The organism is Lewinella sp. LCG006, from assembly GCF_040784935.1.
Classification (GTDB): Bacteria; Bacteroidota; Bacteroidia; order Chitinophagales; family Saprospiraceae; genus Lewinella.
The window spans coordinates 6763634-6786343 of the sequence record NZ_CP160680.1; the positions used below are offsets into that span (position 1 = coordinate 6763634).

Annotated in this window: 22 protein-coding genes; 8 read left to right on the forward strand and 14 right to left on the reverse strand. The window is 46.6% G+C overall.

The genetic code is table 11. The annotated features are described in order from the left end of the window. Nucleotides 1-5: 5 nt before the first annotated feature. From AB0L18_RS24710 to pyrR, 10 genes are all read right to left on the reverse strand, one after another. Nucleotides 6-659: a phosphoribosylanthranilate isomerase gene (locus AB0L18_RS24710; RefSeq protein WP_367389999.1), complete on the reverse strand. Its 654-nt coding sequence runs from the start codon at nucleotides 657-659 to the stop codon at nucleotides 6-8. A 47-nt stretch (nucleotides 660-706) separates the two neighbouring features. After that, on the reverse strand, nucleotides 707-1522 hold the full coding sequence (gene trpC / locus AB0L18_RS24715; RefSeq protein WP_367390000.1) for an indole-3-glycerol phosphate synthase TrpC: 816 nt from the start codon (nucleotides 1520-1522) through the stop codon (nucleotides 707-709). A 149-nt stretch (nucleotides 1523-1671) separates the two neighbouring features. After that, nucleotides 1672-2664, reverse strand: a complete 993-nt coding sequence (gene trpD / locus AB0L18_RS24720) for an anthranilate phosphoribosyltransferase (protein WP_367390001.1) — start codon at nucleotides 2662-2664, stop codon at nucleotides 1672-1674. After that, nucleotides 2661-3257, reverse strand: a complete 597-nt coding sequence (locus AB0L18_RS24725) for an aminodeoxychorismate/anthranilate synthase component II (protein ID WP_367390002.1) — start codon at nucleotides 3255-3257, stop codon at nucleotides 2661-2663. Before AB0L18_RS24725 ends, trpD begins: the two co-directional genes overlap by 4 nt. A gap of 10 nt (nucleotides 3258-3267) precedes the next feature. Continuing rightward, on the reverse strand, nucleotides 3268-4680 hold the full coding sequence (locus AB0L18_RS24730; RefSeq protein ID WP_367390003.1) for an anthranilate synthase component I family protein: 1413 nt from the start codon (nucleotides 4678-4680) through the stop codon (nucleotides 3268-3270). Between the two features lie 241 nt (nucleotides 4681-4921). After that, on the reverse strand, nucleotides 4922-5932 hold the full coding sequence (gene holA / locus AB0L18_RS24735; protein WP_367390004.1) for a DNA polymerase III subunit delta: 1011 nt from the start codon (nucleotides 5930-5932) through the stop codon (nucleotides 4922-4924). Between the two features lie 139 nt (nucleotides 5933-6071). Continuing rightward, on the reverse strand, nucleotides 6072-6563 hold the full coding sequence (locus tag AB0L18_RS24740; RefSeq protein ID WP_367390005.1) for an asparaginase domain-containing protein: 492 nt from the start codon (nucleotides 6561-6563) through the stop codon (nucleotides 6072-6074). A 140-nt stretch (nucleotides 6564-6703) separates the two neighbouring features. Then, nucleotides 6704-8764, reverse strand: a complete 2061-nt coding sequence (locus tag AB0L18_RS24745; protein ID WP_367390006.1) for an insulinase family protein — start codon at nucleotides 8762-8764, stop codon at nucleotides 6704-6706. A gap of 12 nt (nucleotides 8765-8776) precedes the next feature. Then, nucleotides 8777-9700, reverse strand: coding sequence for an aspartate carbamoyltransferase catalytic subunit (locus AB0L18_RS24750; protein WP_367393188.1), 924 nt, complete (start codon nucleotides 9698-9700; stop codon nucleotides 8777-8779). Nucleotides 9701-9709: 9 nt separating this feature from the next. Then, on the reverse strand, nucleotides 9710-10264 hold the full coding sequence (gene pyrR / locus AB0L18_RS24755; protein ID WP_367390007.1) for a bifunctional pyr operon transcriptional regulator/uracil phosphoribosyltransferase PyrR: 555 nt from the start codon (nucleotides 10262-10264) through the stop codon (nucleotides 9710-9712). A 71-nt stretch (nucleotides 10265-10335) separates the two neighbouring features. Between pyrR and AB0L18_RS24760 the strand changes: the two genes are divergently transcribed. Next, on the forward strand, nucleotides 10336-12429 hold the full coding sequence (locus AB0L18_RS24760; RefSeq protein ID WP_367390008.1) for an HD family phosphohydrolase: 2094 nt from the start codon (nucleotides 10336-10338) through the stop codon (nucleotides 12427-12429). A 136-nt stretch (nucleotides 12430-12565) separates the two neighbouring features. Here the strand turns inward: AB0L18_RS24760 and AB0L18_RS24765 are convergent, their stop codons facing one another. From AB0L18_RS24765 to AB0L18_RS24775, 3 genes are read right to left on the reverse strand one after another with little or no spacing between them, the layout of a single operon-like run. After that, a complete protein-coding gene (locus AB0L18_RS24765; RefSeq protein ID WP_367390009.1) occupies nucleotides 12566-13009 on the reverse strand; it encodes a hypothetical protein in 444 nt (147 codons plus the stop codon). Between the two features lie 33 nt (nucleotides 13010-13042). After that, the gene (locus tag AB0L18_RS24770; protein ID WP_367390010.1) at nucleotides 13043-13210 is read right to left on the reverse strand and encodes a DUF5522 domain-containing protein; all 168 of its coding nucleotides are present in this window, start codon (nucleotides 13208-13210) and stop codon (nucleotides 13043-13045) included. Nucleotides 13211-13221: 11 nt separating this feature from the next. Beyond that, on the reverse strand, nucleotides 13222-13773 hold the full coding sequence (locus AB0L18_RS24775) for a DUF6580 family putative transport protein (RefSeq protein WP_367390011.1): 552 nt from the start codon (nucleotides 13771-13773) through the stop codon (nucleotides 13222-13224). 302 nt (nucleotides 13774-14075) lie between these two features. Between AB0L18_RS24775 and AB0L18_RS24780 the strand changes: the two genes are divergently transcribed. The 7 genes from AB0L18_RS24780 (at nucleotide 14076) to AB0L18_RS24810 (ending at nucleotide 21843) form a co-directional block, all read left to right on the forward strand. Next, nucleotides 14076-15119, forward strand: a complete 1044-nt coding sequence (locus AB0L18_RS24780; RefSeq protein WP_367390012.1) for an ABC transporter substrate-binding protein — start codon at nucleotides 14076-14078, stop codon at nucleotides 15117-15119. A gap of 81 nt (nucleotides 15120-15200) precedes the next feature. Further along, nucleotides 15201-17063 (forward strand): M1 family metallopeptidase, encoded by a 1863-nt coding sequence (locus AB0L18_RS24785; protein WP_367390013.1) that lies wholly within the window; start codon nucleotides 15201-15203, stop codon nucleotides 17061-17063. A 122-nt stretch (nucleotides 17064-17185) separates the two neighbouring features. Beyond that, nucleotides 17186-18397, forward strand: coding sequence for a glycosyltransferase family 4 protein (locus AB0L18_RS24790; protein WP_367390014.1), 1212 nt, complete (start codon nucleotides 17186-17188; stop codon nucleotides 18395-18397). 5 nt (nucleotides 18398-18402) lie between these two features. Continuing rightward, complete coding sequence (locus tag AB0L18_RS24795; RefSeq protein WP_367390015.1) at nucleotides 18403-19596, forward strand: glycosyltransferase; 1194 nt, start codon at nucleotides 18403-18405, stop codon at nucleotides 19594-19596. Beyond that, nucleotides 19568-20722: a 3,4-dihydroxy-2-butanone-4-phosphate synthase gene (gene ribB, locus AB0L18_RS24800; RefSeq protein WP_367390016.1), complete on the forward strand. Its 1155-nt coding sequence runs from the start codon at nucleotides 19568-19570 to the stop codon at nucleotides 20720-20722. Before AB0L18_RS24795 ends, ribB begins: the two co-directional genes overlap by 29 nt. 184 nt (nucleotides 20723-20906) lie before the next feature. Next, nucleotides 20907-21539, forward strand: a complete 633-nt coding sequence (locus AB0L18_RS24805) for a polyphosphate polymerase domain-containing protein (RefSeq protein WP_367390017.1) — start codon at nucleotides 20907-20909, stop codon at nucleotides 21537-21539. 55 nt (nucleotides 21540-21594) lie between these two features. Beyond that, the gene (locus tag AB0L18_RS24810) at nucleotides 21595-21843 is read left to right on the forward strand and encodes an FUSC family protein (protein WP_367390018.1); all 249 of its coding nucleotides are present in this window, start codon (nucleotides 21595-21597) and stop codon (nucleotides 21841-21843) included. 12 nt (nucleotides 21844-21855) lie between these two features. Here the strand turns inward: AB0L18_RS24810 and AB0L18_RS24815 are convergent, their stop codons facing one another. Further along, nucleotides 21856-22710: an MBL fold metallo-hydrolase gene (locus tag AB0L18_RS24815; protein ID WP_367390019.1), complete on the reverse strand. Its 855-nt coding sequence runs from the start codon at nucleotides 22708-22710 to the stop codon at nucleotides 21856-21858.

Consider the following 22710-nt stretch of genomic DNA (forward strand, 5'->3'; position numbering starts at 1 on the left):
TTTGTCTATTTAAACTCTCCTAAAAATTTCTCCAATTGATCGACATCTTTCAGGCCAGGTGCTAATTCAAATTTGCTATTCAAATCAATTCCCACCATTGCGGCATGATGGACTGCTTTTATCGATTCGGCATCCTCCGGGCCAATGCCCCCACTTAGTAGAAAAGGCGTCTTTCCGGTATACCGGCTAAGGATATCCCAATCAAACTTGTGACCAGTGCCTCCATATTCCTGTCCTTTGGTATCAAATAAGAAGTAGTCACAAAAGGGTTCATAGTCTACCGTAATACCAAAATCAAAAGCTCGACTGACGCGAAATGCACGGATGATGCCTGCCTTACGGATGCTGCTATCTCGCCAGAGTTCTTGTAGCGTAGCGCAGTAAACCGCACTTTCGCCACCATGCAATTGCACATAATCGAGTTCGTATTCGTGCACTGCTTCCAGGAGTTCGTTAAATTGTGCATTCACAAAAACGCCCACGCGTTTGGGTCGCTGTTCCGTTTGGGCCTCCGCTTGGAGAAAAGCTTTCAGGTTCGCTTGCTCGCCGATAAAGCGAGGAGATTTGGGATAAAAAATCAATCCGATCCAATCTACCTCTAAGGCACTGACGGCCCTAATGTTATCCGGTTCGCGTAAGCCACAAGTTTTAACAATCATCTTCTTTGATTAAATGGAGGCTTGGAACCTCACTAAAAACACAAAATTTAAGCAATAGCTCCGTCCAGTAATGCTTCCAGTCGTTGGATGCGCTGAATAAATGCTCGGCAATCCTCACCTGGATTTTCCTCCCGCATGAAGTGTTCTCCAATGAGGAAGCCCTGGAAACCTGCTCTGCGCAATTCTACTATCGCCTGGGCATCGTTCAAACCACTTTCCGAGATCTTCACCATCTCGGTGGGAAGCAGCGGGAAGAGTTCCAAAGAATGCGAGATACTCACTTCAAAGGTTTGTAGATTTCGGTTATTGACACCTACAATATTGGCCAACGGGCTCAGCTTATCCAGCTCCTGTGGGCCGTGCAATTCCACCAACACTTCAAGCCCCAGATTTTGAGCAAAACTCGCCAGCCGGTGGAGTTCTTCTTTTTCCAGACAGGCTGCAATCAACAAAATGGCATCGGCACCAATACTGCGTGCTTCCACAATCTGGTATTCATCAATGATAAAATCCTTGCGCAGGATGGGGCAATAGTTGAATTTACGGGCTTCCGTCAGATCAGCGTTTTTGCCTCCGAAGAAGTGCTCATCCGTCAGGATCGACAAAGCCGATGCGCCGGCTTGCATGTAGCCGATACTGACCTCTTCTACTTTTGCGTATAAGTTGATCGCGCCCTTGGAGGGGCTGCGGCGTTTGAATTCAGCGATGATTCCCTGCTTGTCTTCTCTTTGCAGGTATTTGCTCAGGCTCACCGTTGGGGTCTGAAAGTAAATGCTGTCTTCCAGTAATTTCACGGGAAAGCGTTCTTTGCGTTCTTTTACTTCCTCCCTTTTGTGGGCGATTATTTTGTCAAGGATATTCATAATTTAGTATTGCGCAGAAAATAAAATGCGATTTTTTCGGGGTTTCCCAAATAGCTAACACACTTGAAGTGAAGCGTTTAGTTAACTATTTGGGAAACAACCACGTAGTAGACGCGAAGCGAAATCGCATTTTATTTTCGTGCTGTTCTTTAATTGATTGAAGTTATCTTATAAAGCTTGGCCAGGGCACTCCCGGTTTCAATGCTCTCCCTAGCTTCCTGGACACAGTCGAGCAAGGATTTTTCCGGGCAGAGCGTATGAATAGCTAAACCTGCGTTGGCACAAACGACGGCCTTTTGCGCTGGGGTAGCCTGATCGTTGAGCACATCCAGAAAAATAGACTTTGCTTCCGCTGCTGTTTCACCGCCGTACAAGGCTTGAGGCTTGATGTAATACATTCCGAAATCATCGGGCGTAAGCAGTTGCTCACCACGAGAACTGTGCACTTTTGCCAATCCCGTAAGGCTGATTTCATCGTAGCCATCCAAAGCAAATACGATAGCATACGCCCTTCCGGACGCCTGCATGATGTAATGATACAAACGGGAAAGCTCCTGCGAGAAAGTGCCGTACAACTGGTGGCTTGGCTGTACGGGGTTTACCAATGGGCCCAGCATATTGAAGAAGGTCTTCATACCCAGTTGTTTCCTAACGGGTACCACCGCTTTCAGCGCTGGATGAAACAGCGGCGCGTGCAAGAAGCAGATATTAGCTTGGTCCAACTGCCGGAGCAAGACGTCAGGATTATTGGTAAATTCGTACCCCAGTTCCATCAGCACATTAGAGGAACCCACTGCCGAGGACACACCGTAGCTCCCGTGCTTCGTCACCTTGTAGCCAGCACCAGCTACTACCAAACAGGAACAGGTGGAGATATTGAAAGTGTTTTTACCATCGCCGCCGGTACCAACGATATCTATGGTCGTTTGGCCCTCTACATCCAGCGGCACCGCCAATTCCAAGAGGGCATCCTGAAAGCCTTGTAGTTCAGCCATTCCGATGCTCCGCATTTGAAAAACGGTCACAAAGCTGGCTACTTGTACGTCATTGTATTCCTCGCGGGCAATGCCCAGCAATAGCTGCCGAGCTTCCTCGCGGGTCAGTTGCTCGTGGGTGAAAAGTTTTTCTAAGGTCTTTCTCATAGCGCGACGGCACGTTTTTCTTTAACAAAGGCAAAGAAGTTTTCCAGCATCTGGTGGCCCTGGGGCGTCATGATGCTTTCGGGGTGAAACTGGACACCAAAGAGTGGATACTCCCGATGGCGGATGGCCATGATTTCGCCCGTCTTGTCGACTGCCGTCAGTAGAAATTCTTTAGGCAGCGTATCCTTTTTGATGACCCAGCTGTGGTAACGCCCCGCGCGGAATTCATTGGGAATATTTCTAAACAAGACGGAATCTTCTGCCGTCTGTAGCATATTGGTTTCAATACCATGGTAAACTTCAGCCAGGTTTTCCAGGCTGCCACCAAAAGCTTCTCCTATCGCCTGGTGGCCCAGACAAACGCCGAGGATGAATTTCTCGCCCGCATAACGCTTGATCAGTTGGGGCATAATGCCGGCCTCTTCCGGTAGGCCTGGCCCGGGAGAAAGGATGATCACATCGTAAGCCGCCACTTCCTCCACGGTGATGGCATCGTTGCGGATGACGTCTACTTTTTGCTCCAATATCTCCTGTACATATTGTACCAGGTTGTAGGTAAAGGAGTCGTAATTATCAAGGACTAAAACTTTCATTTTTATATTTTTATAATTTGGTCGCTTCTTCCAACGCACGCTTCAAAGCGCCCAATTTATTATTGACTTCTTGTAATTCTTTTTCTTCATCACTGGCCACTACGATGCCCGCTCCGGCCTGGTAAAACAGCTTATTGTTTTGGCTCATGAAGGAGCGGATAACGATGGCCTGGTTCATTTCGCCATTGAAATCCACATATCCTAAGGCACCGCCATAGAAGGAGCGATTTTGGTTTTCGTAACGATTGATCAGTTCAATGGCCTTGTACTTGGGTGCCCCCGAGAGCGTCCCCGCCGGGAAAGTATCCCCAAAAATCTGGATGGGGTTGCTATCCGGGCCCAACTCGCCCGTGACGGTAGACACCAGGTGAATAACGTGGCTGTAATAGTGAATGTCTTTCAATTCCCGCACCTGCACATCGTGGGCATGACGCCCCAGATCGTTCCTGGCCAAATCCACCAGCATGATGTGTTCGGCATTTTCCTTGGGGTCTTTACGAAGATCCTCCGCCGCTTGTGCGTCTGTTTCCATATTGCCCGTGCGGCGGTAGGTGCCTGCTATAGGATTGACCCTGGCCTGCCCGTGGCGGATAACCATCTGTGCCTCCGGCGAAGAACCAAAAATGCGATAGTCGCCATAATCGAAATAGAAAAGATAGGGAGAGGGGTTGACGGAACGGAGAACGCGGTAGACCTGAAATTCGTCGCCCTGAAAAGCTTGCTGAAACTGGCGACTAAAAACAATTTGGAAGACATCACCGCGCTGGCAGTGGTGCTTGCCGATGCGTACCAGCTCTTTGAATTCATCGTTGGTCAGGTTGCTGGTTTCCTCCCCCTGGAGTGCGAATGGATGTACGCGGAAGCGGTGGCTTTGGATGCGCGTCTGTAGCTCATCCAGGCGGCTTTCTTCACCTGGCAATCGGTTTTCCAACAAGTACAATTCATCCTTGTAATGATTGATGGCCAGGATGAAGCGGTAGAGGTGGTAGCGCAGGTCGGGCAGGTCAAATTTGCGCTTCTCGGCAGGAAAATCCAGGGTATCAAAATACTGTACTCCATCAAATCCGGTGTGCCCAAAGAGCCCATTGAAGCCGCGGAATGGTGCATCTCCCTGTGGCTCAAAGTGGCTGAGGAAAGCTTTGAATTCTCCTGCCACGGTTTGGGTGCCAGTCAAAGGGCGCGTTTCGGTTTCCTCGCCGGGAAACTGGGTTTTTATCCTCCCCGCCTGCACCTGAAAGCTGGCCAGGGTATCAAGGCCGATAAAGCTGAAGCATTCTTCTTTATTGCTGATATCATTGCTTTCCAGCAAAACGGGATCCGTATAATGATCTCGCAACCGGAGATACAAGGAAACGGGCGTAAGCGTATCCGAAAGCATTTTGCGGACACTCACCTTTAAGGCTATTTTTGTGATTGTGGACATATTGATCTTGAGGTTGGATAAAATAAAAATCGGCTTGCCGAGTGAACGACAAGCCGATTTTCAGTGTGTAAACAATACACGAGCAGCCTATTCACTCTGGTCAGAATGTTTAGAATGCCACCACCAATTGTTTTGCTTACACAGATTCATTGTAAATAATTATGCCGCCAAATATAAGGGAGGAAAATTGACTTATGCAAGGATGAGGGGGGTTTTCTTGAAAATAATCATTTTTGTGACCCTACACATGCAAAATCCGCCAAGTCATCTCCTTGAGTAGCTCCCCCTCCGGCTTGCCCGTAGCGTTGTAGCCCACACCTTTACTTTTGAGGTCAAACTCGCGGAGGATGTGGATGACTTCTTGTGCTTTGCTGAGCGGGTAATGGCGGGCCGCACTGCGGTATTCGCGTAAGAAAAAGCTCGAACGAAGGCCCATGGTAGCCAGGATTTCCGGCTCGGATGAGCGGGCTACCGAGTGAAAGAGGTAGATCTTGCTGTAATAATTGTACAAACTGCCAATGATGACCTGAATGGGGTTCTTTTTGGGGTTAGCGATAAAGTATTGGACCATCCGATTGGCTTTGAGGACATCTCTTTCACCAAGTGCTTTTTGAAATTCAAAGACATTGTAATCCTTGCTGATGCCGATGTGTTGCTCAATAAGCTGTTGGGTAACTTCCGAACCGGTAGGAATATTGAGGGCCAGTTTGTCGAGTTCATTAACGACTTTAGAGAGATCACTTCCCAGGTACTCGGCCAACAATTCCGACGCGGCGGGGCCCGCTTTCAATTGCTTGCTACGGAGGTAATCGGCTATCCAGTCGGGCACCTGGTTGTCGTAGAGGGGTTTGGCTTCAAAAACCTCACCTTTGGCTTTTACTGCTTTGCCAAACTTGGAGTTGAAATTGTATTTCTTGTGCTTATGGCAAATCACGAGCACGGTGGTTGGGCTAGGTTTTTCTACGTAAGTAAGGAGCTCTTTGAGCGTTTTCATCTCCTTGGCTTCCTTGATCACCACCAGCTGGCGCTCAGCCATCATCGGAAAGCGGCGGGCAGCATCTACTACTTGCAAGTGATCGGCTTCCTTGCCGTAAAGAATGGTTTGGTTGAAGGCGCGTTCATGCTCAGCCAACGCATGTTCTTCAATGGTATCGGCGATCAGGTCAATAAAGTAGCTCTCCTCGCCATGCAGGAAATACACCGGAGCAAATTGCTTCTTTTTGACGTCGTTCAAGATTTTCTGATAGCTCATGCTTGTTTTATCAGCGTGTTTAATTACTGGGTATAGCATCTATTTCAGGAATTCAAAGTCCCTATACCAAGTACCTGATACTGTGAAATTTGCCTTGCCCCCCCATGCTTTTCGGTAACACAAGAAGGAAAATTTCACATCATTCAATTTCTTCAAAAAAGCCCGTCTTCAGGTTTTTGCGCACCTTGTCCCAATTAAAGTACCGGCCGTTCATTACCACATAAATCCCTGGTGGCAACATTTGGGCGAAAGCCAAAGCACTTCCCAAGTTAAAAAAACCATCGCTGGAAGTACCAAAAGCGTAGGGAATCATAGCTCCCGTCAGCACAATGGTCTTGTCCTCAACTCCCTCGTGCGCCAGGTAGGAGGCCGTTGCCACCATCTTGTCCGTACCGTGCGTAATGAGGATGTTATTGCTCTTGGAACGGCGGCAATTGTGTAAAATGATACTGCGGTCATCGTCGGTCATTTCCAGACTATCAACCATCATCAGGGTTTTCAAATCGATGTCAAGGGTACAACGGCCGCGTTCAAACATACTTTTCAGATGGGTATCCTTGAAAAACAACTCCCCGGTAATCATATTGTACTCTTTGTCAAAAGTACCACCGGTCACAAAAATTTGGATCATTGGCTTGTTGGTTAGTTGGTTAGATGGCTGTGGAGACGCGATTCATTGCGTCTGTACTTTCTCTGATGGTTTGATGGTTGGTAGCGAAGGTAGTTTTTGTGGCTAAGAAATGAAACTAATCCCTCTTTTATCACTTTTTTCTACTTCACTTTAAAAACCTGGTCGGATATTCCCTGGTTGAGTTGCAAGCTCGTCACCTTGAAAAGTAAAGGCTCTTCAAAAAAATCCGTCATAATGATTTGATGAGGAAATTTGATCCCATCTACTGCGCGGTACTCCCTGTAGTCGGTCACCAGTCCTTCTTCTTCACGCTCTCCTGTGGAACGAAGGAGAAAACCACTGCGGGCATCAAAATAATGGTTAGATTTTCTTCCTGTCGGGTTGGTCACTTCAACTATATAGACGTTTTGCTCATTCAACACCGCCGAGCCCGTCAGCTTCAGCGACCAGCCCTCCTCGTGGTATTTTAGTTGAGGGAAAATCGTTGACAAAGAACGACACATTTCCAGGTCCTCTTCTGTTATTTCTTTGGCGATGTTTGTTCGAATAATGAGCGCATTGTTTCCATCAAAAACAACCTTAGCAAGCTCCAATTCGTCGATGCGAAATTGCCCAAAAAACTTTTCATCGTTTTTCTTGGTACGCGTCATCACCATGGTTGTTCCCTGGATTTTAGCTCCTGCCTCCAGGTGAAAATCCTTGATTTCATTCAGCCGTTCGCGACCGCCAATAGCTGCCAGATATTTTTCTATCACCGCTTCCGCTGTAATGTCTTCGGTAGCAAGCTCCAAGCCCATGGCTTCGATCTCCTTGCCTTCCCTGGTGTAATAATGAACTTTACCATCTCCAGCAAAATGCGCTAGAGAAGGCGCGATAGCCTGATCTCCTGCTACTACGATATGCGCACGCCCGGGCAAAAGGTATTCGCGAGCGACCTCCAATATGTCTCCAGCAGTTATCTCATTGATGCGCTGAGGATCATTATCGTAATAATTGCGAGGCAGTTTGAAACGAAGGATAGAAAGTGCTTCATTGGCTTTTCTATTGGAAAAAGACAAGAAATTAGGAAACCTAAAATCCTTCGCAAGCAAGTTAGCCTTCGCGGTCGCCAAGTCTGTTGGAGCCACGAGTTCCTTTCTCAAAAGCCCCAATGCGCCTAAGATATCCCCGATTACTTCTTCCGCCATTGCTGGAGGAAAATCATCGGCATGGATACGAAAGAGACCGATGTGTGGATTTGCCGAGAAGACCAGCTTCTCACTATTTTTATTCCAGGAAGCCTGATTCAAATGTATTGCTAGCAGCTCCTTGAGCAAGGCTACTTTTAGCTCATCATCAGTACCTGGTCGTAAAGGAATAGTGTAGCCAAAATCAAGGCTAAGGTCTGAAGCTCCAGGTACATGTACGAAACTTAGCCGGGTACTGAGCGGCAGTGGAGCAGGATTATAAAATGCAGAAAACATGGCACCTTGAACCTGCCAGTTCCCAAAGTATTTTTCCACCAGAAAACGTACTTCTTTAACCTGAATGTTACCCGTCACCACCAGATAAGAAACGACGGGGCGATAATATTTTTTATAAAACTGCTGGCAGGTTTCCGACGAGATTTTTGCTAGACTTTCCAGCGTCGTTCTTTCTCCGTACGGATGATCTGCGCCAAAACTCAGCTGGTTGGACAGTAAGGTAGATTGGGCAAATACCGAATTTTCAGCTTCCGCTATGCTGCGCTGTAATGCTGCCTTTGGCTGTACCAGTTCATCTGCTGGAAAGGTGGCTTGTTGGACCAATTCGGCGAGGAGTGCTAATACAGTTTCCCGCTCTTTCAGGGGTGCCTCAATTTTCAATTGTCGTGGCACGGTCGCATCAAGCGTACAATTTGCGGAACGTAGTAGCGCATCGATCTCTGCCTTGGAATGTGACTTGGTCCCTGCGCTTAAGTTTTGATTCACCAAGGTCCCCACCCCCTTTTGCTCTCCTTCGAGTACCAGGGGATAGTCAACCAGTAAATCGGCTGTAAAATACTGGCTCGCAGTATCTTTTATCACGATAACCCGCAGGCCATTCTCCAACTTAAAATCGATAAAATCAACCCCGGTAAGTGGCTGCTTTTGCGACCATGTCATTTGCGCCAAGCAACTAAAGAAGAAAAATAAACCCACTAACCTGAGCGAGGGGTGAGTTATTCCACATTTAAGTCGCATAGACAAAGATTTTTAGCGTGTAGCCGCCAGTAGGTACAAGATGGCCATACGTACCGCTACCCCATTCTCTACCTGTTGCAGGATGATGCTATGGTCTGAATCCGCTACCTCGCTGGTAATTTCAACACCGCGGTTGATCGGGCCGGGGTGCATTATAACAATAGGGTGATCCAACTCATCCAACAACGCTTTGGTGACTCCGAAATGCTGGGCGTATTCCCGTAAGGAAGGAAAAAATTTCAGCTCCTGCCGCTCCAGCTGAATACGCAGAATATTAGCCACATCGCACCAATGTAAGGTATCACGAATATCGTAAGAGACTTCTACGCCCAGGTCTTTGATGTATTTTGGAATCAGGGTGGGTGGGCCACAGACCCGTACTTTGGCACCAATTTTCAGCAAACAAAAGATATTACTCAAGGCTACCCTGGAATGCAAGATATCTCCAATGATAGCGATCTTTTTCCCGGCCAGATCACCCAATTTTTCCCGCATGGAGAACGCATCCAACAAGGCTTGGGTAGGATGTTCATGCGTACCATCGCCCGCATTGATGATGTTGGCGTTGATGTGTTGAGCAAGGAAATGGTGTGCCCCCGGAGCAGGATGGCGCATGACGACCATGTCGACTTTCATCGACAGGATGTTGTTGACGGTATCCAGTAGTGTCTCCCCTTTTTTTACGGAGGAGGACGAAGCTGAGAAATTTACAACATCTGCCGAAAGGCGCTTTTCTGCTAGTTCAAACGAAATACGCGTACGGGTAGAGTTCTCGAAAAAGAGGTTAGCCACGGTGATATCCCGCAGGCTCGGCACCTTTTTTATCGGGCGATTGATGACTTCTTTGAACTCTTCTGCCGTTTGGAAGATAAGCTCTATATCTGCTGCCGTGAGGTATTTGATGCCCAGTACGTGCCGGGTGCTCAATTGCTGAATCGTAGCCATTTAGTCCTCTGCCGGTTTTTGTGGAAAAAGTACAATTTGGTCTAGTCCTTGGTGCTTTTGGTATTCTACACTGACGTAAGCATCGTCGAGGGCGTCTACCCGCATACCGACGAAATCAGGCTGAATAGGCAGGTGCCGATTAAACTGACGATCAACCATGGCAAGCAAGGTTACCGAACGGGGGCGTCCGAAATGGTTGAGTGCGGTGAGCGCTGCCTGAATGGTACGACCGGTATACAAAACATCATCAATCAACACCACCTCTTTGTCTTCTACCAGGAAAGGCATTTCCGTGGGATTGGCTTTCAGTGGCTTTTCGCGGGTACGGAAATCATCTCGGTAGAAGGTAATGTCCAGTTTACCAAATTTGAGGTCATCAATGCCCAGCAGTCGGAGTTCTTCGATGATTACTTCACCGAGCCAAACACCACGGTGTTGCACCCCTACCAAACAGGCACTGGAGAAGTCATCATAGCGTTCGATCAGCTGATGACACAAGCGACGAATGGTGAGCCCAAAGCGTTCGCTATCCATTATTACACGACTATTATCCATGTGGGGCAAAGGTAAGTGTATATTGGGAAATTCAATAGTTCTGCACAAAGAGAAATTACTACCTTTGTTTAATGGATAATAGTAAACGCAGCACCATCCAGCGGTTACCCGCAGCTTTTCGTCCGCTAGCTTTTGTGCTCGTAGCTGTCGTTATCAGTTTTTTGTTCCCTGCCGACTTGCGTTTCAAGTACCAATATGAAAAACAGCAAACCTGGCGCTATGAAGACCTAGAGGCTCCTTTTGATTTCGCCATCCGCAAGACCGACGATGAGTTGGAGGCAGAGCGCAAAGACGTTGTCCAGCATTCTGCCCCCGTTTTTGTGCTGGATGCGACGATTGCACGAGAAAGAAAAACGGCTTTTTCCGACCAGTTTCAACAACAACTGGAGCAAGCAAAAAAAAGCGAACAGTTCCGGGACGTTCCTCGCCAGCCGCAAAAATACCTCAACTATGGGCTGGCATTTTTGGATCGTATCTTCCAACGCGGGATCATCAAACTAGACGGTAATCAGCTTGATATTGCCGAAGACCAGATCATTACCGTACTAAGGGGAAACACCTACCAGAACCAGACGCTGGAGAATTTACTTGACCTCCAAGACGCTACCGAACTCATTACGGACTCTCTACCCTACAGCGGCTTGTCGGAGCCAGAATTTTTACTTCCCCTCCTACAAGAGCAGCTTCAGGCCAATCTTTTTTTTAGTCGTGATCGTACCCAACAGATGCTTGATGATGCCCTGGGAAAAATTGTCACCTCCAGAGGATTGGTGCAAAAGGGCGAAGTAATCATTACTAAAAACAGCATCATCACGGAAGACCTTTACCAAACCTTGTACTCTTTCGAGCAGGAATACCAGGATCAGGTCATTTCCAAACGCTCGATTTCCAACATCTTTTTCGGGTACCTTCTTCTCACTATGCTGGTTTTGGTTTTGTTGGCGCTTTATCTTCGCAAGTTTTCTCCGTTGGTGTACAATCGCCTACCCAAGTTGATTTTCATCCTGGTCTGGCTCATCATTTTCAGTTACCTCGTTTACCTGATTGAAAATACGGAAGGGCTGAACAGTTACCTGATTCCCTTTTGCATTGTTCCAATTGTAGTGAAGACCTTTTACAACGAGAGGCTGGCGCTCTTTACGCATATCATTGTGGTATTGCTCACGGGTTTTCTTTTCTCTTTGGGCTTCGAATTTGTTTTCCTTCAGCTATTGGTGGGCATGGTGGTTGTCCTGAGCAATATCAATACCCGTGACTGGTCAGGCTTCTTTTTCGCCATTTTTTACATTTTTGTTACCTACGCTATTGGCTACCTCGGCTTAGCACTTATTCGAGAAAACAGCCTTAGCGTTATCGACTGGTCGATTTATACCTGGCTATTTCTCAATGCTTTTTTGACGCTCCTTTCTTATCCATTGATCCCTTTATTGGAACGCATCTTCGGTTTTGTGTCCCCTATTACTTTAGTAGAACTGATGGACATGAACCAACCGCTCCTGCGCGATCTTGCCCTCAAAGCACCTGGCACCTTGCAACACTCACTCCAGGTAGGCAACCTTGCGGAAACTGCGGCACGCCGCATCGGAGCCGACCCATTATTGGTAAAAGTCGCTGCACTTTATCATGATATTGGGAAAATCAAAAATCCTACCTTCTTTATTGAAAACCAATCGGGCCGTAATCCTCACGAAGACAAAACACCGCTGGAAAGCGCCGAAATCATCATCGACCACGTCATTGAGGGTGTGAGAATGGCTAAAAAAGCAGGGCTTCCTCCCCTATTGATCGATTTTATTCGCACCCATCACGGGGATACCCGTACAGAATATTTCTATCGTAAACACCTGGACGAGGAAGAGGAAGAAAATGGCCCGAACGAAGAGCCTCAATTTCACTACCCAGGGCCACGCCCACGCAGCAAAGAAGAGGCGATCTTGATGATTGCCGACTCAATAGAAGCCGCGTGTAAAAGCCTTAAAGATCCCTCTAAGGACGAACTTTATAACCTGATCGATAAAATCATCGAGGGCAAATTAAAAACCGGTCAGCTCAAAGATGCCGTACTCAGTTTTCGAGAACTGGAACAATGCCGCCTGGTTTTCCAACAGATTATGAAGAGTGTTTACCATGTGAGGGTGGCTTATCCGGAGGAAGAGGAGGAGTAGGAAAAGTCGGAAGTCGGAAGTACACCAGGACACACGCAACCCTTTCAGAAATAGTCCTGAAAGGACGACATATACTGGCGTGGGACGCAAGTCCTACGCTCTAATAAAGTCGGAAGTCGGAAAGCGGAAGTAAACACTATAACCAATATATTTCCTGATTTAATGCTATTGCACTTTCCAATAAGGAAATAAATTGATCCAATCGGTGATGAAATTTTTCCTCCTCCCTAGTCTTTAAATCTTCAATTTCTTCTATTGCTTTCTTTTTGTCATACTCGCTAGAGACATATTCATCGTGACTTGGTAGAAACAAATCCAGATTCGGATATTTATGCTCATACTTCTTCTTTAAGTAGGATTTCCATCCGATAACAGATTGCGACATTGAAAATTCAAGAGCAATCATGTCGTGCTCACAAAATTTCCACAAATCATAGCTTTTTTCTAATGCTGTATCTGATGAATAATCAGGTTTTATATCGAGGATTCCATTTCTGACATGCAATTTCGCAATAAATGGCGGCGTATTTATTTGCTTATTTTTGAGACAATTACAAGGAACGTATACAGCGAAACTCACTGCTTGTCTAATTTTCTCAGGCAGTTTTTCTCTCTAGTAATTTCCACCAAACTTCCTACACACAATCACCCTCCCCTCCTTATAAGGGCAATTCCGGCAATCGTTGCCACAGCAATAGCCACGTTGTTGGAGGAAATAGGCCGTCAGGACCATTAATCCGTTTTCCAGATAATAATCACGGCCTTCTACCAATGAGGACATAAGGGGGATGCTTAAGCCAGCAATGCTGGATACTGCTGACGAAACCAGGCGTAAGCACCAAAGATCACACCGCAGTAAAACAGGTCACCAGCTACCGTACTCCAGAAAAAAGGAATACCTGCAACAATCGCCGCTACAAAACCCGTAAAATCTTTGGTGTACAAAGGAGAAACCTGCCAAGAGGCGGCATTGGTTAAAAGGAAGAAAACAATTGAGGCGGTAAGGCTAGCCGTTATCACATTCCCGGTGTTTACCCGGTCTCTCAACCACCAACCGATACCCAGGATCATGGCAAAAGCGACATAGACAAAAGGACTGATTTTCCAAACAAAGCTTTCGTAGAAATCAGCATATACGATGTTGTTGATAAACAGGTCGCTTAGGTAAAGCGCAACGATAGGAACCAACAACGCCTGCCACTTATCTTTCAGTTGCGAAGCACCGAATAATGCTACTGCTCCCAAGGCTGTAAAGTTTGGATAATGAGGAATGATCCGGCTCAAAACAGCGAAAAGGATCAATACAGTGGCCAGAATTAAACTTTTGGAGGGCTGATTATTCATAATACTAAGCATACAAAATGGTTCGGGGCAAAGATACTGGATTCTATGACAATTTTTGTGCTTGAAGTCCATCGAAAACAAAAATAAGCCCTCTAGACGGGTCGCTCGGGATGTTCGTTTAAGCCCAGTGATTAAAATCGCCACAGAAAAGCACACCTCAAAGCGAGCATGAAAAATGAGGTGATCCAATTTGTTTTAGCTGGATTACTTAAAGTCTTCCTGTAAAAATACTAAAATGAAAAGTTTACCTTTGCCCTGGCTAAAGAATTTCTAAAAACGCATTCCGGCACATCGTGAATTCTATGAAAAATGTTTTTCTCTTACTCCTTGTTTACTGTCTGTTTACTGCTTGCAAGCCAGAAACGGCAACCAATACGCCACCTGTACAAACGGGCCCTAACCCCGACAATATATCCTTGATATCTCACCGCTATTTAGTTCAGGACCAACAGTTGCTGAATACCTTCCGAGTGAGGGCTAATAAGGCGGTAGACGTCTATATCAACGAAGGCAAAGACGTGGTGAAGATGGCGCAGACAGGCCAAATAAAAGGCGATGTAGTACTGCTGGAAGATCTCTACCATGCCCATCTGTTGAAGAAAGCAGGTGTTTTATCCCCTTATAATGCAGGTACTTTTGGCGATTTTGTTCCCTCTCGTTACGTCGATAACGAAGGTTACTGGGGAGGCGTAACACGTTGGACAATGAGCTTTGTTTACCGTGCAGACAAAGTCGACTTGATGCAAATGCGTAAGTACGGTGGCATCCTGGATCCTCGCTACAAAGGCCGTGTAGCGATGGCCCACCCCGACAGCAGCGGCCTCATCAGTATGGTCGCAAGCATGATTGCCGCTCATGGGGAAGAACCCGCACAAATTTATCTGGAAACACTCAAAAAGAACCTTTCCAGCGCCCCCAAAGGAGGTGATTGGGAGGCAATTTCCGCCGTCCTGCGTGGCGATGCTGATATTGCCCTGGTCAATGGTTCCAAGTTTCTCCGCTATCAACATTCTGGTAATCCTGAGATGTTTAAAGCCCTTTCGGAACTGGAGATGGAAATTCCTACCGACAATGAGGAGAACAATTATTACAACATCTCCACCATGAGTATTTTAAACAATGCTCCTTACCGCAATTATGCTATCAATCTTGTGGAATTCTTTACGATCGAAGAAAACCAGGGCATCTTTTCCGAAGCCTACTTTGAGTTTCCTGTTAACGTTTTTTCACCCTCTGGAGAATTATTGAACAATACTTTCAACCTACCCCAAGGGAAGATCACCTCAGAAATGACAGAAAATCAACTAGATAAGGCTGCTGATATGGTTCATCAGATTTTCCGCTAGTCACTTTTTCCTCGTCTGTCCTCTTTAGGACGTATTAAAAAGCATTTTTAAACGTTAAGGTAAAAAAGCAACACAATAAATATGGGCTTTATAAGACTACTCTACTCTTCTCTTTTTATTCTCCTTGGTTCTTCTCTACTCTTCGCACAGTCTAACTACTGGCAACAGGCCGTCAAGTATAACATGGACATAGACTTTGATGTTAGCAAACATCAATTCACTGGAGATCAGACCATTATCTACACCAACAATTCTCCGGATACTTTAACACGCGTTTTTTACCATCTTTACTTTAATGCTTTTCAGCCAGGCAGTATGATGGATACGCGCTCCCGAACCATTCGGGATGCAGATTCCAGGGTAGCTGACCGTATCAGTAGTCTTAAACCCAATGAAATTGGCTACCAGGAGGTAGCATCCCTCACCCAGGATGGCAGCCCTACTTCTTATGAAGTGGCAGGAACCATCCTCGAAGTAAATCTTCCCAAGCCTATTCTTCCGGGAGCTAGTACCGAATTGAAAATGAAATTCCGCGCTCAGGTTCCTCTGCAAATCCGGCGCTCGGGCCGCGACAATCGCGAAGGCATATCCTACTCTATGGCGCAGTGGTATCCTAAACTAGCGGAATACGATTACCAGGGCTGGCACGCCAATCCGTATGTAGCTCGCGAATTTCACGGTGTATGGGGTGACTTTGATGTCAACATTACCATTGATAAAGATTACCTCATTGGAGGTACTGGATATTTACAAAACAAGGAAGAAATAGGCGGCACTTATAATGACGGGAAACCGGGTACCGCAACAGGTAAAACACGCACCTACCGCTTTTCAGCTCCGATGGTGCATGATTTTATGTGGGCTGCCGACCCTGATTACAAGCACACTACCCTCACCCGCGCTGACGGAAATGTTCTCCACTTCTTCTACCAGGAAGGCGATGCGACCACCACCAACTGGGAGCTTCTTCCAGGCATTATGGACAAAGCTTTTGATTTTATCAATGCCAATTACGGTTACTATCCCTATAAAAAATATTCCTTTATTCAAGGAGGTGATGGAGGTATGGAATACCCTATGGGTACGCTGATCACCGGCGAGCGCAGCCTCAATAGCCTGGTGGGTGTTTCGGTGCACGAGTTGATGCACTCTTGGTACCAAATGGTATTGGCTACCAATGAAAGCCTTTACGCCTGGATGGACGAAGGATTTACCAGCTACGCCTCCGACGAGGTGATGAACTACCTGCGCCAGCAAGGCTTGATCCAGGGAGATGCCGTTGCTGATCCTCACTTGGGCGATGTCACGGGCTTCCTCAATTTTGTTCAATCAGGCATGGAAGAACCTTTGAGTATTCACGCCGATCACTTTTCTACCAATGCCGCTTATGGCGTAGGTTCTTACGTAAAAGGCTCCCTCTTTTTGTACCAATTACAGTACATTTTAGGTCAAGAAACTTTCAAAGCGGGTTTATTGCGTTACTTCAATACCTGGAAATTCAAGCATCCTAACCCTAATGACATGATCAGGGTCATGGAAAAAACATCAGGTTTAGAATTGGATTGGTTCAAGGAGTACTTTGTGTATACGACTCGCTTGCCTAATTATGGTGTGGAAAGTGTAGCCGAAGGAGACAAGAAAAAAACAACCGTTATTGCCTTGAAGAACTCAGGGACAATGCCTATGCCCGTAGATGTCACCGTGACGATGACCAATGGGGATAAGGCTTACTACACTATTCCACTCGGTATCATGCGTGGTGCTAAACAGGCAGAAGGCGGAAAAACCTATCAGGTTGCTCCCGATTGGCCGTGGACTAACCCAACTTACGAGCTGACCCTTGATACCCCTGTTAAGCAGATTCGTTCCGTTGAAATAGATGACAGCCGTAGAATGTTGGACACTGACCGGTCCGATAACATCTGGCAAGCAGATAGCAAGTAGATACACTGTTATCCCTTGCACCTCCCAAAAGCTAGTTAAGCGAAAAGAGGACCATGGTGGAATTGCCCAACCGGAATCCTCTTTTTCAAATTTCCTCAGCAACTATCGTACAAAGCCAAGGCATGAAGATTCTACTACTCTGCAAAAAATTCCCATATCCGCTCAAAGACGGAGAATCTATTGCGGTGCATACCCTTAGCAGTGCGCTCAGTGACTTAGGTTGCGAGGTTAGCTTGCTAGCGATGAATACCAGCAAACATTTTTATAAATCAAACACTTATCCTCCAGAAGCCAGCCATTTTAAGACCATAAGAACTGTTGCTGTTGATAATCAACTCAAGGCTAGTGCGGCTTTTTTCAATCTCTTTTCTGACGAATCCTATCATATCTCCCGCTTTGTATCTCCTGCTTTCGACCGAACCCTGGCGGAAATGTTGCAAGCTGAAAATTATGATATCGTTCAATTAGAAACCCTGTATCTCGCTCCGTATATTCCTACGATCAAAGCCAAATCTCAGGCTCTGATTAGTATGCGTGCACACAATGTAGAACACGAAATTTGGGAGCGTATCACCAGTCATACTACCAACGGTCTAAAACGGTGGTACCTTCGGCACCTGACCAAAAAATTGCGTCGTTTTGAGACCCAGGCCTTGCACCATTACGATATCCTGTTACCCATCACCGAAAGAGACCTGCGCTATTTCCGAAACCTTGGCAGTCAGACTCCAGCAGTCGTAACACCGATCGGCATTTCTGCGGAAAAATTCGTCCAGGCAGAACCTATTCATTATAAAACGCCTAGCATCTCTTTTATTGGAAGCCTCGACTGGATGCCCAACCTGGAAGGTTTGGAATGGTTTATTCAGCGCGTTTGGCCGATGATCCTCAAAGAATTTCCACAAATCGAACTTCATATAGCCGGAAGAAATACACCAAAATCACTGCTTCAATTAAAGAAAACCAACATTTTTGTCCACGGCGAAGTGCCTGATTCGGCTGCTTTTATCAATCAACACCCAATGATGATCGTACCCCTGCTCTCGGGCAGTGGTATGCGGGCAAAAATTCTTGAAGGCATGGCGCTGGGTAAGGCTGTCATTTCCACCAGCATTGGCCTGGAAGGAATCAGTGCTACCCACCGGGAAGACGTCTTGATCGCAAATACCCCCGATCAATATGTTGAGAATCTCCGTTATGCACTAGCTTCTGAACAACGCTTAAGCGAGATTGGCCAACAAGCCCAACGATTTGTGTGCGAAGCCTACGAAAGCCTCAACATCGCAAATCGAGTGATGGAGGCCTATACTAATCACCTGGTGGAGACCGTGTAATGCTTATGTCGCTGTTGCTACAATGGTTATTCTGGTCGAGCCTCTTCGCGCTCTTGTATACCTACCTGATTTATCCTGCTACTTTGTCTATCCTGGCAAAAGGGAAACAACTGGATACACAGCAGTACGACAACTCCGATCAATTCCCTCAGGTATCCGTACTGATGGCCGTTCACAACGAGGAGGCCGTCATCGAGGAAAAACTCAATAGCCTTATCGGGCAAGCTTATCCTGTGGGAAAAATTAATATTTTCATCGGCTCCGACAACTCTGGAGATCGTACCAATGAGATCATTAGCACATTTGCCAAACAACATCCACACCTGCATTTTTTTCCTTTTCCCAAACGCCAGGGAAAACCCGGTGTCATCAATCAATTGGCAGCAACAGCAATTTCTCATTTTCCAGCGTCGGCAGCTCATGTATTTGTTATTACCGATGCCAGTGTGATGATGAGCCCGGAAGTATGTGCTGCTTTGGTCAAACACTTTAAACATCCAGATTTGGCGATTGTCGATGCCCAAATGCTCCATACAGGCATTCAGGAGGTAGATATTTCTGGATCAGAGGACAGCTACATTTCCTGGGAAGGGCGCCTAAAGTATTATGAGGGAGTGCTGTGGAAAAAAATGATCGGTCCATTTGGTGGATGTTATGCACTACGGTCCGACTTTTTTGTGCCTGTTCCCGACAACTTTTTGGTCGATGACTTTTACATTACGTTGCAAGCTTTTCGGCGGGGAGGCCTTGCTATTAAAGAACCTGGAGCACTGTGCTATGAACCTGTTGGCCACGAGTTAAAGGAAGAATTTCGGCGCAAAGCCAGAATTTCGGCGGGTAACCTCCAAAACATGTTTTCCTTCGTTGATTTGTGGCTCCCTCCTTTCGGATTACCCAACTTTCCTTTCTTTTCTCACAAAATACTGCGGTGGCTTGGGCCAATATGGTTAATTTTGCTCTGGCTTACGGCGGGATTATTGTCTCACAACCAATTTTATGCCTTGCTGTTTGTACTAATAACCGCCCTGTATACACTTACACCACTCCTTGATGAAGGACTCAAAAAGTGGAACAAACATTGGGCATTATTGCGCAACGTTCGCTATTTCCTAACCATGAACCTGGCCTTATTGGCTGGATATTTACGCTATGTTAAAGGTATCAAATCCAATGTCTGGCAACCACCCAAACGACAATAGAGAATTTCATCTCCATACCATCGAAGAAGCGATTGCAGCTATTAAAGCAGGCGAAGTCATCATCGTTGTAGATGACGAAGATCGTGAAAATGAAGGCGATTTCATTTGTGCCGCCGAGTGTGTCACACCAGAAATCATCAACTTCATGGCTACTCATGGCCGTGGATTGATATGTACTCCCATCGACGAAAATAGAGCCAATGAATTGGACTTGCCGATGATGGTAAATTCTAACACGGCGTTACACGAAACGGCTTTCACCGTATCTATAGACCTTATTGGGCGAGGCTGTACCACCGGCATTTCTTCCTACGACCGAGCTACCGGAATTAAAGCCATGATCGACCCTGAGATCAGGGCTACCGATTTTGCCCGACCAGGGCATATTTTTCCGCTGCGTGCTAAAACGGGTGGTGTTTTACGGCGTACTGGACATACGGAAGCAGCCATCGATCTTGCCCAAATGGCTGGTTACGCCCCCGCTGGCGTATTGGTAGAAATCCTTAATCCCGACGGCACCATGGCCCGCCTGCCACAGCTCATGGAAATAGCCAAGAAATTTGGCCTCAAAATCATTGCGATCAAGGATCTCGTTGCCTACCGTATGCGTAATGAACGTCTGGTAAAACGAGAACTGACGACTGAACTGGACACCCGCTTTGGTAAATTTACCGTCATTGCGTACCGTCAACTCACCACCGATGATCTCCACCTGGCTTTTGTGAAAGGTGGAAAATGGTCAGCTGAAGACGAGGTACTCGTGCGGGTGCATTCAGGAATGGAAAGCAGTGGCCTGCTCAACCTTTTGATGGGAGACAGCTATGTGAGCCTGGAGAAAGCACTTCATAAAGTTGCGGAAAAAGGAGAAGGTGTCGTGTTGTACATGAGACATAGCGAAAAACACGATGATATCCTCCAACATCTTTCAGAACTCAATGACAGCAAGCCTAAGAAAGAAGAGATTACGGATAATCACCACAATGTAGAGCAGCGTGACTTTGGGGTAGGTGCCCAAATTCTGCGCGATTTAGGTTTAGGTAATATCGTTTTGCTGACCAATCATCCCCGCCGTCGGGTAGCCATTGATGGTTACGGACTGGAAATTGTAGGCCACGAAGAGTTATAGTTCACCAATTCAGGGTTTGTGAAAAAATGACGCCGCTATTTTTTTGACTCGCAAGGCGAAAAACGCAGGCAACGCAGCGCGTTGGCGAGGCTTTTCAACGCAGCGAGGCGGAAAAAGAGCAAGTCAGAATTCACAAATCCTGGGTTGGTGAACTATATAATCCGCAAAAGCAAAAAATAATCAATTGCGATACGAGAGGAAATACCGGATCGAGGGCTTATCGCCACCTTGGGTAAACCAGGCCCTGCGTAGCCATCCGGCTAGCTTTAGACCATTATTTCCTGACCGTCAGGTTAATAATATCTATTTTGACACGCCTGCCCTCGATGAGTTTTATCAAAATGTAGCGGGTACCCCCCATCGGCGAAAGCATCGCCTTAGATGGTACGGTACCGTTAGCGAACAGCTTTTAAGTCCTGTTTTTGAAATCAAAATCAAGGATGGAGAGTTGGGTAGCAAAGAAAGCCAAGCCTTACCCACTACGCCCTGGAGTGAATTGCGGACCTTGTTCCGGCAGGTACCAGCATTGAAGTATCTCCCGCTGCGCCCCGTGTTGATCAACAGCTATCAGCGATCCTACTGGGGCTCCGCTGATGGTCGCTTCCGGATTACAATTGATTCGGAGTTGAATTTTGCCCCATTCTCATGGAGTCATCCCCCCGTCAAGACCCAATTCTTCGACGACATGGCCTGTGTCTTAGAACTCAAATACGAACAAGAGGACGACCAGGCCGCACAAGCTATTTTTGCGCACCTGCCTTTCCGTCTCACCAAGAATAGTAAGTACGTGATGGGCGTGAATATGGTGATGGGGTGAGGCGAGTCTTGACCAATAAAAAATCAGCATCAAGCTAATAAACCAACCAGGACCAATGACAAAAGAAGAACTTTCCCAGTTAACCGATCAAGAGTTGTTGAATGAAGCAAAGAAAATGAAATCAGCCTCCATCATGAGTGCGCTGGTCATTGGGATCATGATTGGAGTTATTGTATGGAGTATCTTGAAAAACACGGTTGGGCTTTTTACCTTAATCCCTCTGTACTTTATTTGGAAAATAGCAAACGGTTCTAAAAACAACAAAGCTTTAGAAAAACTGCTAAAAGAAAGAAATTTGAAATAAGCAGCCATGTGCTTATGCATTAAACCCACTCAAATCCATTAGCTCCCCTACTCCCAATCGACCTTTCTCATTCCGCGCCAAGCGCGTCACTGCTAACTTTGGATCATGTTCAAAAGCAATCAACCAATCATTGGCTTCTGCTTCCTCCAGCAGGCGGGCTTTTTCTTTTAGTGTGTCCAACGGTCGAATATCATACGCCATTACGTAGGGCATATTGATATGAAACGACGAAGGCAGCAAATCGGCTGCATACACAAGGGTCTGCCCTTGGTGCTCGATAATCGGCAACATCATGGCTTCGGTATGGCCATAAACATAACGCAGGCGAATGCCGGGCAGCCATTCCAGGTCATCTTTCTGAACATCCAACATTTGGAGGACACCATGATCTTTCAGCGGCAAGAGGTTTTCTTTCAGGAAAGAAGCAGCTTCTCTGGGGTTGGGATCAATGGCCCATTTCCAGTGGCGATCATTGGTCCAGTAGGTCGCGTTGGGGAAGGTGGGTACTGCTTGTCCGGCTGCATTGTACTTCACTGCTCCTCCGACGTGATCAAAATGAAGGTGGGTAAGCAAAACATCCGTAATATCTTCTGGCTGCAAGCCCTGTTGTGCCAAGCTCCCCAAGAGGGTATCCTCGCCATGGGGGTGAAAATGCGAGCGGAAACGCTCATCTTGCTTATCGCCAATGCCCGTATCTACCAGAATTTTTCGACCAGCGGTTTCAATCAGCAAACAGCGCATGGCCCAGGTACAAAGGTTTTGTTCGTCGGGGGGATTCAGCCGTTGCCATAATTGCTTGGGAACGACCCCAAACATCGCTCCACCATCAAGTTTGAAGAGGCCGGTAGGGATAAAAGTTAGTTTCAT